Origin of the sequence: Variovorax sp. W1I1, from assembly GCF_030815625.1 — a bacterium.
Classification (GTDB): Bacteria; Pseudomonadota; Gammaproteobacteria; order Burkholderiales; family Burkholderiaceae_C; genus Variovorax; species Variovorax paradoxus_C.
Genome location: NZ_JAUSWZ010000001.1, coordinates 1,110,076 through 1,123,592 on the forward strand (window position 1 = coordinate 1,110,076; position 13,517 = coordinate 1,123,592).

The 13,517-nt window shown below is 68.0% G+C and carries 13 protein-coding genes; 3 read left to right on the top strand and 10 right to left on the bottom strand.

All coding sequences use genetic code 11. The features are described 5' to 3' along the window. Positions 1 to 50: 50 nt before the first annotated feature. Genes QFZ83_RS05295 through QFZ83_RS05305 form a run of 3 tightly spaced genes read left to right on the top strand, consistent with a single transcriptional unit; the run spans position 51 to position 1,303 of the window. Positions 51 to 497 carry a DUF4124 domain-containing protein gene (locus tag QFZ83_RS05295; protein WP_307503455.1) on the top strand — a complete coding sequence of 149 codons (447 nt, stop codon included), beginning with the start codon at positions 51 to 53 and terminating at the stop codon, positions 495 to 497. 32 nt (positions 498 to 529) lie between these two features. After that, positions 530 to 997: a ribonuclease HI family protein gene (locus QFZ83_RS05300; RefSeq protein ID WP_307503459.1), complete on the top strand. Its 468-nt coding sequence runs from the start codon at positions 530 to 532 to the stop codon at positions 995 to 997. Between the two features lie 57 nt (positions 998 to 1,054). Beyond that, positions 1,055 to 1,303: a DUF3297 family protein gene (locus QFZ83_RS05305; protein WP_042582123.1), complete on the top strand. Its 249-nt coding sequence runs from the start codon at positions 1,055 to 1,057 to the stop codon at positions 1,301 to 1,303. Between the two features lie 27 nt (positions 1,304 to 1,330). Here QFZ83_RS05305 and QFZ83_RS05310 read toward each other — a convergent pair whose 3' ends face one another. From QFZ83_RS05310 to QFZ83_RS05355, 10 genes are all read right to left on the bottom strand, one after another. Beyond that, entirely contained in the window at positions 1,331 to 2,272 is a 942-nt protein-coding gene (locus tag QFZ83_RS05310; protein ID WP_307503462.1) for a DUF2272 domain-containing protein, read from the bottom strand. 49 nt (positions 2,273 to 2,321) lie between these two features. Beyond that, the gene (locus QFZ83_RS05315; RefSeq protein ID WP_307503465.1) at positions 2,322 to 3,926 is read right to left on the bottom strand and encodes a carboxypeptidase-like regulatory domain-containing protein; all 1,605 of its coding nucleotides are present in this window, start codon (positions 3,924 to 3,926) and stop codon (positions 2,322 to 2,324) included. A gap of 214 nt (positions 3,927 to 4,140) precedes the next feature. Next, positions 4,141 to 4,938: a sulfite exporter TauE/SafE family protein gene (locus tag QFZ83_RS05320; RefSeq protein WP_307503468.1), complete on the bottom strand. Its 798-nt coding sequence runs from the start codon at positions 4,936 to 4,938 to the stop codon at positions 4,141 to 4,143. Then, a complete protein-coding gene (locus QFZ83_RS05325) occupies positions 4,935 to 6,455 on the bottom strand; it encodes an AMP-binding protein (protein WP_307503471.1) in 1,521 nt (506 codons plus the stop codon). Before QFZ83_RS05325 ends, QFZ83_RS05320 begins: the two co-directional genes overlap by 4 nt. Next, complete coding sequence (locus QFZ83_RS05330; RefSeq protein ID WP_373457526.1) at positions 6,452 to 7,918, bottom strand: aldehyde dehydrogenase family protein; 1,467 nt, start codon at positions 7,916 to 7,918, stop codon at positions 6,452 to 6,454. The genes QFZ83_RS05325 and QFZ83_RS05330 overlap by 4 nt, the downstream gene beginning before the upstream one ends. Further along, on the bottom strand, positions 7,918 to 8,916 hold the full coding sequence (locus tag QFZ83_RS05335) for a tripartite tricarboxylate transporter substrate binding protein (protein WP_307503476.1): 999 nt from the start codon (positions 8,914 to 8,916) through the stop codon (positions 7,918 to 7,920). Before QFZ83_RS05335 ends, QFZ83_RS05330 begins: the two co-directional genes overlap by 1 nt. Then, a complete protein-coding gene (locus QFZ83_RS05340; RefSeq protein WP_307503479.1) occupies positions 8,913 to 9,710 on the bottom strand; it encodes an IclR family transcriptional regulator in 798 nt (265 codons plus the stop codon). Before QFZ83_RS05340 ends, QFZ83_RS05335 begins: the two co-directional genes overlap by 4 nt. A gap of 140 nt (positions 9,711 to 9,850) precedes the next feature. Next, a complete protein-coding gene (locus tag QFZ83_RS05345) occupies positions 9,851 to 11,584 on the bottom strand; it encodes a cobalt chelatase (RefSeq protein WP_307503482.1) in 1,734 nt (577 codons plus the stop codon). After that, positions 11,581 to 12,564 (bottom strand): AAA family ATPase, encoded by a 984-nt coding sequence (locus QFZ83_RS05350; RefSeq protein WP_307503484.1) that lies wholly within the window; start codon positions 12,562 to 12,564, stop codon positions 11,581 to 11,583. Before QFZ83_RS05350 ends, QFZ83_RS05345 begins: the two co-directional genes overlap by 4 nt. Positions 12,565 to 12,594: 30 nt before the next feature. Beyond that, positions 12,595 to 13,425 carry an IclR family transcriptional regulator gene (locus tag QFZ83_RS05355; RefSeq protein ID WP_307503487.1) on the bottom strand — a complete coding sequence of 277 codons (831 nt, stop codon included), beginning with the start codon at positions 13,423 to 13,425 and terminating at the stop codon, positions 12,595 to 12,597. Positions 13,426 to 13,517: the final 92 nt, after the last annotated feature.

A 13,517-nucleotide genomic window follows, 5' to 3' on the forward strand; every position in this document is an offset into this window, starting at 1 on the left:
CAGCGCCGTCTCCGATTGGGAATTCGTGCGCGATCTGTTAGAACCGCCCCATGCGCACCTCCCTCGTCCTCATCCCGCTTTTCTTCGCCGTCCTGGCCGCGAATGCGGACGTGGTGCGCTGCACCGATGCCAACGGCAAGATCTCGTACACCGACAGCAAGTGCCCGACCGACACCAAGCAGTCGCGGCAGGTGGCCATCGACGACTCGCCGCCTCCGCCGGTGCCGGCCCCGCGCCCGCAGGCCGAGGAATCGCGCCAGCCGGCCTACACGCCGCCGCCGCCAGTTGCCGCGCCTTCGGGCCCGGCCATCATTCCGCGCCACCCGGTCGCCGAGGCGCCGCCCATCGATCCGCCGGTCTACATCCTGGGGCCGGAGCCTTACTACGACGGGCCGCAGCGGCATGCGCAGCGTCCGCCCCGCGTGCGCGATCCGGGGCCGCCGCCCGGCCAGCGGCCGTGCCAGAACCTCGCGGGCATCAAGCGCAACAACTGCTGAAGGCTGAGGGGCGCCGGCCCTGCATTCGATCCATGACTCTTTCCGCTTCCGCTCCGGAGCGCCCGCACCACTGGACCGTCCATTGCGACGGCAGCGCCATGCCCAACCCGGGCCGCATGGGCATCGGCGCGGTCATCACGCAGCCCGACGGCACCCGTCACACGCTCTCGCAGGCCACGCATGCCATCGGCTGCAACAACGAGGCCGAGCTGCGAGCGCTGACCCTGGCCTTGAAGGAACTGCGCGCCCGCGGCGCCAGCGCCGTGGTGGCCTACAGCGACAACAGCATCCTGGTCGAGCAGCTCGGCGCGGCCGATGCCCGGCCGATCGCGCGGCTGGCACCGCTCTACGACGATGCCCGTGCGCTGCTGGGCGAGTTCGAAGAAGCCCGCGTGCAATGGATTCCGCGCCATCGCAACGCCGAGGCCGATGCGCTGGCACGCGCGGCCCTTGGCATGGGGCCGAAGCCGCCGCCCAAGCCCTGGAAAAAGCGGCGCTGAAAAGCGCCGCTGGTCGAGGTCCTTATCATTCGGGTCGTTCCCGAACCACAGACTCCCATGACCGAAGAAACTTCCCGCCCGCCGCTTCCCGATCACCTCTCCACCGATGCGCGCAGCCCGCACCACGTGGCCGCCGTCTTCGAATTCCCCATCGGCATCCGCTTCAACGGCAAGGAGCGGCTCGACGTGGAGGAGTACTGCATCAGCGAAGGCTGGATCAAGGTGCCGGCCGGCAAGGCGGTGGACCGCAAGGGCTACCCGCTGCTGCTGAAGCTCAAGGGCACGGTCGAGGCCTACTACCGGTAAGACAGAAGGAGGGGGCCTTGCGCCCCTTCAGCGCCACTGCAGCAACAGCGACCACGGCTGGCGGCTCATGTGGCGATCGATGCAGCCGGCCATGCCAGTCGTTCCCGTTGCACCGGCCGTGCATCCCTCGGGCAAATAGCTCCGATCCAGCAGTCGCGTGCCGGGTGCGAACGCCAGGCGCCGTAGGGTGACCGACTGGATCACGTTGCCGCCGATGGTGTCGAAGCCCGCCGCATCGACACCCACCACCACATCGCAATGCATCGGCAAGGCCTCGCCGCCTGTAGGGCGCTGGGCCAGCACTTCGCCGATCCGCTCGAAGGTGTCATAGCCCGAACCAGCGCCTCGCGCCTGGCAGACGAGGTCGCCCACGCGCGGCGGTGTGCGCATCAGGTCGCAGGCGCGCATTGCATAGCGCGTCGGCCGGTTGGCCGCTTCGTCGAGGCCCGCTTTCCACGCCGCGCCTGCGTAGTCGGCATGGGCTTCCGAGAAAACGAATTCATCGTTGCCGAGCCCGGCCCGCTGTGCGATCCAGCTGATGAAGGCGGCGGACCACGGCGCATCGATCACCGCGACTCGGCTCAATGCGTTGTCGATGGACTGCGGCTCGGACGAGTCGAGCGCGGCATCGGGGTCGGTGCCGCGCAGGCGCACGCCGGTCGCCTGCCAGTAGCCGAGCACGCGCTGCCAGGGCGCAAGGTCTTGCGCGGTGGCGCGGAAGTTCTCTGCCTCCCAGGCCCCGGCGTAGGTGAGGCGGCCGTCGGCATCCATGGTCTGTGCGCCGAAGGCCTGGTGCTCCTGTTGCGCGAAGGTCGCCATGGCGAGTGCGCGGGAGGGCGACGGGATCTGCGTGGCGGTGTCGAGGCAGCCTGACGCGGCCGAGGCGCTGCCCGCGGCCGCCAGCAGAAAAACAAAAACGCCCACGGCCAGGCTCTTCGGAGATGAAGAAATGGCGGTGGGCGAATTCATGGCAAAGGAGCATAGCCCGTCGGGCCATGCGCCTGTCGCCATGCGCGTACTAGTTGCAGTACTGCGCGTCGTTGTCGGTGTTGATCGGCGCGGGTGGGTCGGCCAGGAACTGCTGCACCGGCACGATGGTCGCCTGGCAGTTCGCATCGGTGGTCATGTCGAACACATGCCAGATGCGCGTCGAGGAGGTCTCGCCGGCCGGCGGAGCGAAGATCGACTGCGCGCCGCGGTTGGCCACCTCTATCCGTGCTGGAGAGCCGGTCTGTCCCGGATCGAAGGTGTCGGAATAGTTGTGCACGACGAAACGGTAGGTGCGGTTCTTCGCGAGCTTCGCGAACGTGGTGACCTCGGGGCCGAAGCTGTCCCGGTCGTCCACATCGAGGCCGATGAACGGCGCCTCGGTGAGCGAGCCCTTGTTCTCGAAATACACCAGCTCGTTGGCGTTCGCACCGAAGGTGTACGAATCCAGGTCCAGCGGGCGCGAGCCCCAGGTGAGCTTGACCGACACCGCCGAGCGCGTGAGCGTCAGGCAGGCGCCCAGCGAGACGTCTTCGTCGCCGACAGACACCGTGGGTGCGTTGGAGATTTCGGTCGTGGTGTTGGCGATGACGTAGGCCTCGCTCGTGCGTTTCACCGCCACCGAGAACTCGCCGTTCGCGTTGGTCAGTGCGGTGGCCAGGCCGGTGTAGGTCTTGCCTTCGCTTGCGACCAAGGCGCCGCCCACCCGCTCGCCGGCCGCGTTCTGCACGCAGCCGTTGATGCGCACGGTGTTGTAGATCTGGTCCGCGTTCCAGGTCGTGAAGTGCGTGACCGTGCCTTCGTAGTACTGCGACGGCGCCGTGCCCTGCAGCGTGGCCGTGCCTTCCTGTACCCACAGGCCAGTCGTGGTGTTGTAGTGGAAGAGCGGCACGCTCGGCGGCAGCACCGTGGCGCGCGACGAGGGCGCGATGCGCAGCGTGGCGTCCATGCCCGCCGTGAGGTTCAGCGGTGCGCCGTCCGCATCGACGAAGCTGGCGTCCAGTGCGCCGAAGCTCTCGATCGGTGCGGCGCCGCCGTCCGTGCCGGCGAGGTAGTTGCCGGGCATCACGTTGACGTCGCTCGCAGGAGCAATGGGCGTGACGCGTGCGGTTGCAGGGCCGGTGGGCGCGCTGCCGTCGGCGCGGCGCAGCGAGTTCGCGCGCAGCCGCGCCATGGCGGTGGAGCCGGGCACGACGACGTCGTACGCGGCCTGCGGATCGAAGTTCACCGTGACCGCCACCGGCAGCATCGGGATGTTGATGACCGTCGAGGAGCCCGAGGCCGACAGCGCGGCGGTGGCGCGGCTCTGCGGCACCATGCCGGCCTTGGTGAAGCTCAGCAGCACCGAAGTGGCGGGCGCGATCTCGGTGAGGGTGTAGCTGCCGTCGTCGGCGGTGAGGGTGGACGAGGAGCCGGTGCTGACCGTGACCTGGCCCACGCCCTGGCCGCCGAGTGCGTTGGTGACGCGGCCGGTGACCTTGGCTTTTTCTACCGGCGGTGGGGGCGGCGGCTCCTCCGGCGGTGGCGGCGGGGGCGGAACCTGATACCAGAACGGATTCGATCCGCCGTCGCCGCCTCCGCAGGCAACAGTAGCCAGGGCGACGAATGCAGCCGCCAGCAGTAGTTTGAATTTCATGGTGATCCCCTCTTCTCTTTGAAAACGATTTGTTGAGCCATGTCGCGGGCTCGAATCGCCAGCCGGCAGGGCTGCCCGATGGTGCGGAACACGGGGGCGTCATGCCAGTGCCGAAGGGCACGTGTCGAAAGACACATGCCGAAAGTCACTTCGAACGAGAGAGGAGACGAGAGGAGAGCTTCGGCCCGCAAACGCAGGTCGATGGAACTCTGTTTCAGGCCAGCAGGCTGAAGAGCGAACGCAGCACGCTCACCGTGGCCAGCGCGATCAGCAGGTTCAGCACATGCTTTCTGAACTGCTCGGGCGACACGCCCTTGAACGAGCGCTGACCCCACCAGATGCCCGCCAGCATCGCGGGCGCTAGCCACAGCGCCCACTTGAGCGTGGCAGGTCCGAGCAAGTTGCCCGACGCATGCGCGGAAGATGGCATGAGCGCCGCGGCGATCAGCGACACCACGTCGCTGAAGAGCAGCAGCGCGATCAGCGTGGCGCGCAAGGCGGCGGGCGCCATCTTCGCGGTGCTCAGCAGCACCGCGATGGCGATGCCGCCGATGGCTGCCACGCCATTGATGAAACCCGAGGCCAGCCCCGCCGCGAGCCGCACGCCGCGCGTGGGCACGAGGGTGACGTGCGCGCCGCCGCGCAGCAGCAGCGCCGCGGCCATCAGCAGCGCACCGATCAGAAGGCGCAGCGGCGTCTCGGGCAGCCATGCGAGCAGCGCCACGCCGAGCGGAATGCAGATGAAATTCCCCACCATCAACCAACTGAGCCAGGGCATGTCGACATCGCGCGCGATGCCGCGCAGCTGGCTCAGGCTCGCGAGGATCTCCAGCATGAAGATGGCCGGCACCACGAGCGCGGGCGAGACCACCAGCGACATCCCCGCCACAGTGATGGCAGAGAAGCCGAAGCCCGCGAAGCCGCGCACGATGCCGGCCGCGAACACCACGCAGAGGCTGTAGGCGAGCAGCGCCGGCGCGAGCGGCGGAACCAGCAGTTCGGCCGCCGTCATCCCTCGAAGAGCGGCAGCAGTTTCAGGCGCTGCACCTTGCCCGAGGGTCCGCGCGGCAGGTCTGCGACGAAGCGGTAATGGCCCGGCGTCTTGTAGCGGCCGAGCGCGGTGGCGCTGAAGACGCGCAATTCGTCCTCGGTGCAGGCGCAGCCTTCGCGCAGCACGATGCACACGCCGATCTCCTGGCCATAGTGGCGGTCGGGAACGCCCACGGCCGCGGCTTCGAGCACGGCGGGGTGCCGCAGCAGCGCCTCGTCGATCTCGCGCGGTGCGATGTTCTCGCCGCCCTTGATGATGAGTTCCTTGATGCGGCCGGTGACGAAGAAAAAGCCGTCCTCGTCGCGGTGACCGAGGTCGCCGGTGCGCAGCCACCCGTCGGGCGTGAAGCTCGCGCGCGTGGCCTCTTCGTTCTTGTAATAGCCGAGCATCACGTTCGGCCCACGGATGACGAGCTCGCCGGTGACTCCGTCGGGCACGGCCGCAAGCTCTGCATCGACCACGCCGGCCATGCAGCCCGAAGCGCGGCCGACCGAGCCGAGCTTGCGCGCGGCCGGGTCCATCGGGTTGGAGAACGAGGGCGCCGCGGTCTCGGTGAGGCCCATGGTCTCGACGATGCCGATGCCGAACATCTGCTCGAACGCGCGGTGATGTTCGGGCGGCAGCGCCGCCGAAGCCGAGCGGCAGAAGCGGATGGCCAGCGTCTGCGCGAGCGGCGGCTTCGGGCCTTCGAGCAGGTACGAGATCATGGTCGGCACCACGTTGATCCAGCTGCACTGCGTTTGCGTCGCCTGTTCCCAGAAGCGGCCGGCCGAGAACTTCGGCGGCATCGCGAGGCTGCCGCCATGCGCGAGCGGCGCGAGCATGGTCACGGCGAAAGCGTTGATGTGATAGAGCGGCAGCACCGCGAGCACGCGGTCCGCGGGTTGCAGCGCATGCTCGGCGCTGATGGCATGCGCATTGGCTGCGAGGTTGCGCTGCGAGAGCATCACGCCCTTGGGCATGCCGGTGGTGCCGGAGGTGTACATCAGCAGCGCGACGGCATCAGGGGAAAGCGGTGGCGCATCGGCTGCTGCATCGGTTTCGCCCGGCAACGCCTCGGCTTCCGGATCGACCACGATCACCGTCACCGCCCGGTCGAATGCGTGCACCATCTCGCGCACGCGCGTTTCCCATTCAGGCGCCACGCAGACCACGCGACAGTCGGAGTGCGCGAGCACGTAGCGCATCTGCTCGGGCTGCGAGAGCAGGTTGACCGGGTTCACGCAGTAGCCCGCGTGCATCGCACCCAGCAGCAGGCGCAGCGTCTGCAGGCCGTTGGGCATGACGACCGAGATCGTCTCCCCGGGCTTGGCATGCCGGGCCAGCACACCCGCCGCGCGACGGCAGCCGCGTGCGAGTTCGCCATAGGTGATGTGGCGATCGCTCTCGGTGGCGCGCGCATACACCGCATGCGGCTGGCGCGCCGCCTGGCGCTCGATCAGCGCATGGACTGTCGTGGAGGCTGCGGCGCCGTTCATTTCGCTCCGTGCCTGGCGAAGTACGCGCCGAAGATCTCGTCCTCGCTCGGCACCTTCTCCGGAATCGGCCGCGACACGCGCGTGATGTTCAGGTAGTGCCGGTAGTTCATGTTGTCGGAGAAATTGTTCTTGCCCCAGGTGCCGCAACCCATCGAGAGCGAGAAGGGCAGCCCGTTGTCGAAGCTGCCGCCGGTGGCGATGCAGTGCGCCTGGTCGACGATCACGCGTGACACCGGCAGCGTGAGGCCCAGCGCCGTCGCGCGCTCGGGCACGGCGCTGTGCAGGCCGACCGAGTGGCCCGCGCCTTCGTAGGCGTAGATGCGCTCGACCGTGGCGGCTGCTTCTTCGAAATCGCGTGCGGCGTAGACCGCGAGCACGGGACTCAGCTTCTCGCCCGAGAACGGATGGTCGTGGCCCACGCCGTCTTCGGCCACCATGAGGATGCGCGAGTCGGTGGCGGCAATGGCGAGCCAACCTTCACGGTTGGCTCCATCGACTTCCGCAGCGCGCTGTGCGATCGTGCGTGCCGATTGGCCGATGACGGCGGCTGAGAGCTTGCCCTCGGGCCACATCAGCGATTGCAGCGTGGCCTTCTGCGCGGCAGCGAGCATGACGGCGCCGCGGTCCTTGAGCGCAGCGAGCATCGAGGCGCGCACCGCATCGACGATCACCAGGCTGTTCTCCGACGAGCAACTGGTCGCGTTGTCGAAGGTCTTGGAGCGCACGATGCGTTCGGCCGCCGCGTTCACGTCGGCCGTTTCATCGACGATGCCCGCCACGTTGCCCGCACCCACGCCGAAGGCCGGCGTGCCGCTCGCATACGCGGCGCGCACGTTGGCCTGCGAGCCGGTCGCCACCACGAGGTCGCACAGGCGCATCAGCTCGGCCGTCGCCTGCTTGTTGATGGGCATTGGCAGCAGCTGCACGAGGTCGCGCGGCGCACCGATGCGGTCGAACTCCGCATGGATGAATTCGACGAGCCGCGCCGCAGTCGACCAGCCCTTGGGCGAGGGTGCGACGATGACCGCGTTGCGCCCCTTGAGCGCATTGATGATCTTGTTGGCCGGCGTCGCGCCCGGGTTGGTCGAGGGCGTGACCGCGCACACCACGCCCACGGGTCGCGCGATTTCCACGATGCCGCGCGCCGGGTCTTCGCCGATCACGCCGACCGAGCGCGCACCGTGCAGGTCGCGCAGCAAGCCGAAAGTCTTTCTATGGTTCTTGCGGACCTTGTCCTCGACGTTGCCCACGCCGGTGTCGGCCACGGCCAGCTCGGCCAGCTCGCGGTTGCGCGCCGGTTCGATGATGGCCCAGCCGGCCGCGACCACCGCGGTGTCGACCTGTTCCTGCGACCAGGTTTCGTAGATGCGCTGCGCGGCGCGAGCGCGCGCCACGAGCTCGGCAATGGGGGAAGAAGAGGGGGCTGCGTTTTCCATGGATCTTGTTTGTCTGTCTGCGTCGATCAATCGACTTTGATGCTGGCTTCTTTCGCGAGCTTCTGCCAGCGCACGAGTTCGGTCGTCACGACCTTGCCAAGTTGCTCGGGCGTGCCGCCGACGCCTTCGCTGCCTTGCGCCAGCAGCTTCTCGCGGATCTCGGGCTCCTTCACCACGGTGTTGATCACGCGGTTGAGCTTGTCGATGACGGGCTGCGGCGTCTTCGCGGGCACGAACACGGCGTACCACGAGTCCACGTCGAAATCGGGAATGCCGGCCTCCTGCATCGTCGGCACGTCGGGGAAGGCGGCGCTGCGCTTGGTGGTAGAGACCGCGAGCGCCTTGAGCTTGCCGGCCTTCACGAATTGGGCGGCTGCGGGAATCGACACCCACAGCAACGGAACCTGCCCGCCCATCACGTCGGTCACGGCCGGGCCGCCGCCGCGGTAGGGAATGTGGGTCATGTGCGTGCCGGTGCGCAGCTTGAGGAGCTCGCCCGCGAGGTGGCCGGGCGAGCCGTTGCCCACCGAGGCGAAGGAGACGCTGTCGGGCTTGGCCTTGGCGAGCGCCACGAGTTCCGCCACGGTGTTCGGCGCGAACTGGTTGTTGGCCACCAGGATCTGCGGCAGCGATGCGACGAGGCCGACGGGCGCGAAGTCCTTCGCGGTATCGAAGCTCAGCTTGGTGTAGATGGCCGGATTGATGGTGTGCGAAGAGAGCGTGAAGAGCACCGTGTAGCCATCGGGCGCGGACTTGGCGACGACCTCGGTGCCGATGGAGCCGGCCGCGCCGCCGCGGTTGTCGATCAGCACCTGCTGGCCGAGGAGGGTCGAGAAGCGCTCCTGCACGATGCGCGCGATCACGTCGGTGCCGCCGCCGGGCGGGTAGGGCACGACCAGGCGGATCGGCTTGGTCGGGTAGTCGCTGCCGTTCTGCGCCTGCGTGGCGAAAGGTGCTGCCAAGACTGCCAAAGTTGCAGCGGCCAAGAGGCCCGCGCGCAGCCAGGGGGCGGGGAACAGGTTCATTCGAGTCTCCTTCTCTTTATGGTGGATGTCGTCGGCAGCGCGCTCGCGCGGTAGCCCAGCGTCACGCTCGCATCGCGCGCACAAGCCATGAGGCGGTCGGCCAGGCCCCGCGCCTGCGTGCGCGCGAAGCGGATCGAGGGCACGCTCATGCCGACGGCCGCGACCGCTTCGCCGCGTGCGTTGAACACCGGCACGCCGAGGCCGCAGACGCCCAGGCGCCATTCCTCGCGGTTCTCCGCGTAGCCGCGCGTGCGCGTGCGTTCGAGTTCGAGAAGGAGTGCATCGAAGTCGGTGATGCTGTTCTTCGTGTGGGCGGCCAGCGTGCCGAAGCGCTCGTGCAGCGCGGGCGCATTGGGCGCCGCTGCGGCCAGCAATGCCTTGCCCGATGCCACGCAGTAGGCCGGCGCCCGGCCGCCGATGCGCGAGTAGGCGGCCACCGGCAACGGGCTGTCGAACTTGTCGAGGTAGACGATCTCCGCGCCGTCGAGCACGGCGAGGTGAATGGTTTCGCCCGTTTGCTGCGCGAGCGCCGCCAGGTGCGGCCGCAGCAGCGCGCCGACATCGGCCGCATCGCCGATCAGCGCGCCCAACTCGAAGAGGCGCAGGCTCGGGCGGTAGGCGCTGGTGTCCGGGTCCTGCACGGCCCAGCCGCAATCGACCAGCGTCTGCAGCGTGCGGTGCGCGTTGCTGCGCGCCATGCCGAAAGCTTGCGCCAGATCGGTGAGGCGGCAGGGGCGTTGCTGGCGCGTCATCCATTCGATGGCGGCAAGACCTTTGGCGAGCGTGGAATCCATGAGGCTTTCAGATGTGTTCCAAATATCGGAACGCTGTTCCCGGATATGAAACCCAATGTAAGAACCATGGGTGCCCTTTGTCAATCGGGACTTGGATGTAATCCGAAAAGCCTCAGCCTTGCCTCAGCGCTTTGCCTGCCTCAACGGCGGTGGCGGCCTGCCATCAAGTCGATCACTTCGCGAAAGATCGTGTTGCCCGTGGACGTGGCCAGGTCGAGCACATGGCTGCGGCTGTAGTACGGACTCAGGTCGAGCCCGACGCCGATGCCCGCGATCTCGATGTCGCCGCGCTGCTCCTGGCGCGCGACCACGTCGCGCAGGTGGTGGTCGAGGTAGTGCGCGTCGTTCGCGAGGTGGGTGGCGCTGTCCATGGGCGAGCCGTCGGAAATCACAAGCAGCAGCTTGCGTGCCTCGAAGCGTTGGCGCAGGCGCATGCAGGCCCAGTCGACCGCCTCGCCGTCGATGCCTTCGCGGAACAGGTCGGCTTTCAGCAGCGCGGCCATCGCGGGGCGCGCGCGGCGCCATGGCGTGGCCGCGGCCTTGAAGACGAGGTGGCTGCGCTCGTTGAGGCGGCCGGGATGGGAAGGCCTGCCGGCGCGAACCCACTCGCGCTGCGGGCGGCCACCGGTCCATGCGCCGGTGGTGAAGCCCAGCACTTCGCTGGTCACTCCGGCCTGCTCGAGCGCGCGCGCGAACACATCGACCATCATCGCGACCGATTCGGCGTGCTCCTTCATCGAGCCCGAGCAGTCGATGAGAAAGCTCACCATGCAATCGGCGACCGGCTCCATGCGTTCGGTGCGAAAGAGGCGTCGCTCGGTCGGCGAGGCGACGAGCTGTGCGAGCCGGCGGCCGTCGATGAGGCCTTCTTCCTGCCCGCCGTCCCAGCCGTCGCGCGTGGGGTCGGCGAGCAGCGCGCGCAGTTCGCGTGCGAGGCGCGCGATGTTCACGCCCTGCGCGGCGATGCGGCTGTCGAGCTTTTCGCGGTGGTCAGCGAGCACTTCCTTGCGCGCGAGAGTGGCCGCGTCGTGCTCGCGGTCGTAGGCGGTGGTGAAGACGCGGTAGGCGCCGCCGGCCTCTTCCATCACCGCGCTGCGGCCCGACTCGGCGGTGGTGAAGCGCTCGATGATCTCGCGGTCCATGTCGGCGACGAGCATGAAGACGCTGCGCTTGTCGTCCACATGGGGGGCGCGCGCATCGGAGCTTTCCTCGCCGGCCTCGTGCAGCATCGCGGCGACGGTGCGCGCGATGGCGAGGGCGTGCACGGCGTAGGCGGCCTGGTCGGCGCGGTCGCGGCGCAGGCCCGCAAGTGCGTGGCCGATGAGCGGGGCGAGGTGGAAGCGCGTGGCTTCGAGCATGTCCTCGGTTTCTTCCACCACCTGTTGGCCGCTCACACGCGCTCTGCAGATCTGCGCGACGGCATAGAGCAGCAGCCCGCGCGCGGTGTCGGTCAGCCCCGAGTGGTGAAAGGCGAGCGACCACTGCTCATGGCGATGCCGCAGGTTGTGGCGCATGCCCGCCATGACCTCGGGCGCGAGCGCTTCGACGCGGAACTGCTCGAGCATTTCGAACAGCATGCGTTCGACCGGCTCTTCGGGCCGAAGGCTTTCATGCAGCGCCGCATCGGACACGGTGAGCCGCAGTGCGAGCCCGTCGGCCACACCGCGAAACGACGCAAAGTCATCGGTGTCCGCCGAGGGATGCAGGTGCGGCGCGAACCACGGCAGCGCCACGCGCCCACGGTGCAGGCGCTTGCCGCGAAAGTGCAGGTCGCGCTCGCCGCTGAAGGCCCGCACCACGCCCGCGCAGAGTTCGGCGACCTGCTCCTCCTGCCGCACGCGGCGCTGCATCGCGCTCGCGGACGTGTCGGTCATTCGCTCGAACCCGACGACAGCTGGTGCGACTCCTTCAGTTCCTGGTCGAAACAGCGCTGGAAGTATTCGGCCACCAAGGGCCGCTCGGCGTCGTCGCACTTGTTGACGAAGGAGAGCCGGAACGCGAGCGCCGGGTCCTTGAAGATCTCGACGTTCTCGGCCCAGGTGATGACGGTGCGCGGCGACATCAGCGTGGAGAGGTCGCCCGCCGCGAAGCCCTTGCGCGTGAGATCGGCCACGGCCACCATCGCCGTGACGAGCTTGCGGCCCGCAGCGTCGGCCAGCGAGGGCACGCGCGCCTGCACGATCGCGATCTCTTCATCGGCCGGCAGGTAGTTGAGCGAGGCGACGATGTTCCAGCGGTCGATCTGCGCATGGTTGAGCCGCTGCGCGCCGTGATAGAGCCCATTGAGATTGCCCAGGCCCACGGTGTTGGCGGTAGCGAACAGGCGAAAGAACGGATGCGGCCGCAGCACCTTGTTCTGGTCCATCAGCGTGAACTTGCCGTCGCGCTCCAGGATGCGCTGGATGACGAACATCACATCGGGCCGTCCGGCGTCGTACTCGTCGAAGATCAATGCCACGGGCCGCTGCAGCGACCACGGCACGATGCCTTCCTGGAATTCGGTGACCTGTTGGCCCTCGCGCAGCACCACCGCGTCCTTGCCCACGAGGTCGAGCCGGCTGATGTGGCCGTCGAGGTTCAGCCGCACGCAGGGCCAGTTCAGGCGCGCGGCCACCTGCTCGATGTGCGTCGACTTGCCGGTGCCGTGCAGGCCTTGCACCATCACACGGCGGTCGCGCGTGAACCCGGCGAGGATCGCGAGCGTCACGTCGGGGTTGAAGCGGTAGACCGCATCGACCTCGGGCACGTGGTCGTCGCGCTCTGTGAAGGCGGGCACCTGCAGGTCGGTGTCGATGCCGAACACCTCGCGCACGCTGAGCATCCGGTCGGGTCGCAGGTCTGCGATATCGGTCACGGTGGGGCTTTCGAAAAGAACTCTTGGGGATCAGGCCGTGGCGCGGTCGCTGCCCACGTCGGTGTCGATGCGGCTCAATGCGAGCGCAGCGCGTTGCAGCGCGGGCAGCAGCGTCTTCGCCTTGGCCGCGTCGAGCCGCATGATCGGCGCCTGCACCGCGATGCAAAGGTTCGACGGCGCTTCGTCACCCGAAGGCACCAGCGCGGCAATGCACAAGAGGCCGGGCAGGAACTCTTCGTTGTCGATCGCAAAGCCGTCCTTGCGTACGCGCTGCACTTCCTTCTCGAGCGCTTCGGGATCGGTCAGCGTCTTGGGCGTGTACGTTTCGAGCGGCGCGTTGGAGAGCAGTCTTCGGCGCTGCGCCGCACTCATCTGCGAGAGAAAGATCTTGCCGCTGGCCGAGCAGTGCACCGGCACGCGCGAGCCCGGGTGCAGGTAGAAGCGCAGCGGCGCGGCGGTCTCCACGCGGTCGAGGTACACGACCTCGCTGCCCGAGAGCGAGGTGAGGTTGCAGCTCTCGCCGATCTCTTCCACCAGTTGACGCAACACCGTGTGGCGCGCGCCGTGCAGGCTGTCGTTGAAGAGCAGGTTCTCCGACAGGCGCCGCAGCCGCGTGCCGATGCCGTAGTGGCGCCCGTCGCCTTCGCGCTGCAACAACCCCGCGCCTTCGAGCTGCTGCAGCATGCGGTGTAACGTGGGCTTGGGCAGGCCGGTCTCTTCGACGAGGCCCTGCAGCGAGTAGCGCTGGTCCTTGGCGGCCATGACTTCGAGCAGCCCGAAGAGGCGCATGGTGGGCGTGTCGCCCGCCGGTTCGGACGCTTCCGGACGCGCTTCAGAGGAAAGGCCTTTGACGATCTTCATGCGGCGGATCATAGTTGTTTTACAAAAAACAAGACGAGGCGTACCGATTTTTGTAAATTGTTTGACGCCAAGGCATTGCCGTCCTATATTCC

Excerpts from the sequence above, each read along its gene's own strand:
- QFZ83_RS05295 (WP_307503455.1), top strand. The coding sequence starts at position 51 with ATGCGCACCTCCCTCGTCCTCATCCCGCTTTTCTTCGCCGTCCTGGCC.
- QFZ83_RS05300 (WP_307503459.1), top strand. The coding sequence starts at position 530 with ATGACTCTTTCCGCTTCCGCTCCGGAGCGCCCGCACCACTGGACCGTC.
- QFZ83_RS05305 (WP_042582123.1), top strand. The coding sequence starts at position 1,055 with ATGACCGAAGAAACTTCCCGCCCGCCGCTTCCCGATCACCTCTCCACC.
- QFZ83_RS05310 (WP_307503462.1), bottom strand. The coding sequence starts at position 2,272 with ATGAATTCGCCCACCGCCATTTCTTCATCTCCGAAGAGCCTGGCCGTG.
- QFZ83_RS05315 (WP_307503465.1), bottom strand. The coding sequence starts at position 3,926 with ATGAAATTCAAACTACTGCTGGCGGCTGCATTCGTCGCCCTGGCTACT.
- QFZ83_RS05320 (WP_307503468.1), bottom strand. The coding sequence starts at position 4,938 with ATGACGGCGGCCGAACTGCTGGTTCCGCCGCTCGCGCCGGCGCTGCTC.
- QFZ83_RS05325 (WP_307503471.1), bottom strand. The coding sequence starts at position 6,455 with ATGAACGGCGCCGCAGCCTCCACGACAGTCCATGCGCTGATCGAGCGC.
- QFZ83_RS05335 (WP_307503476.1), bottom strand. The coding sequence starts at position 8,916 with ATGAACCTGTTCCCCGCCCCCTGGCTGCGCGCGGGCCTCTTGGCCGCT.
- QFZ83_RS05340 (WP_307503479.1), bottom strand. The coding sequence starts at position 9,710 with ATGGATTCCACGCTCGCCAAAGGTCTTGCCGCCATCGAATGGATGACG.
- QFZ83_RS05345 (WP_307503482.1), bottom strand. The coding sequence starts at position 11,584 with ATGACCGACACGTCCGCGAGCGCGATGCAGCGCCGCGTGCGGCAGGAG.
- QFZ83_RS05355 (WP_307503487.1), bottom strand. The coding sequence starts at position 13,425 with ATGAAGATCGTCAAAGGCCTTTCCTCTGAAGCGCGTCCGGAAGCGTCC.